Below are 1,004 nucleotides of genomic sequence, written 5' to 3'. Positions count from 1 at the left end.
AAGTTCTGTAAAAAAATGGCCCCTCTGGTACCACGGGCTTGCCGAACCATCAAACAGGGCACTGGTGCGCCGACGCCCACAGGGACGACGCACCCGGTACCGGGCACTAACAGGACGTTTACCGGTCCGGCCTCGGCTGACACCCCAACCACAGTGACCATGTTACCCGGCAACACTACCTTGCCCGGGTACGATTTTACCCCATCTGCCACACCAGGGGCCCCAATAAGCCTGGCTGCCATACTCTGTATCGCCATTGGTTCAGGCGTTGTTCTGCTCGCCGGTGCTGCTGTTGCGTGCTGCTGTTACCATCGCCGCCAAAGATCCGGGGCCGACAGCCTGACCTCAACTGGCAGAACGTCGCCTGATGACGATAGCCAATCCATGTCGGAGGTTGTCAGCCCGTACTGGCCTGACAAAACGACGCCTGACTTTTCCAAACATCACCAACCACTGTGGCCAGGCCATGAAAAAATCACAGAACACAGTTTCTCCATGAACAACATTGGAACAGAACCTGACCAAACGCTGTACTTTAACCAACCGGACTGGGCTGAATCGAACCAAAGCATTGACCCACTCCTGCTGGCCGAACAGGAAAGGATAGAATCATGGTACAGCAACTCCATAACCAACATTGAACAAGAGCCTGACCAATCGGTGCTCTTGAATGAACTCAGAATGAGGGACAATTTTACAGATATGTGGTGAAGTGAATTTTCACAATAAAAAAAGGCTTATGTAATTCAAACGCTTCTTACCACTGCCATATAACTGACTAAATTCATTATTTTCGGTTAGTAATAACGCTGGGAGCGTTGCCCTGTGATTGGCTTAAGTTTTTGACCGGAACTGCGACGCCGCGGGAATGTCAAATCAGAAAAGAAATACGATTTCCTTTGGTTAACTGCTTATAAGACAACGGACTGATAACACCACAAGCAACCCTGTCATGAGGTATTGATTTTGATCCGGCAACCAGACATAACCCCACCAGACACAGT

At 50.2% G+C, this 1,004-nt stretch carries 1 protein-coding gene; it reads left to right on the top strand.

Going from position 1 to position 1,004, the window contains the following annotated elements; translation table 11 throughout:
- Positions 1–711: hypothetical protein (locus KDK14_RS16785; protein WP_257266327.1), on the top strand; the 711-nt coding region annotated here is incomplete at its 5' end.
- Positions 712–1,004 lie beyond the last annotated feature (293 nt).

Source organism: Endozoicomonas sp. ONNA2, from assembly GCF_024606365.1.
GTDB lineage: Bacteria > Pseudomonadota > Gammaproteobacteria > Pseudomonadales > Endozoicomonadaceae > Endozoicomonas.
This window is presented reverse-complemented; position numbering and strand designations above follow the sequence as displayed.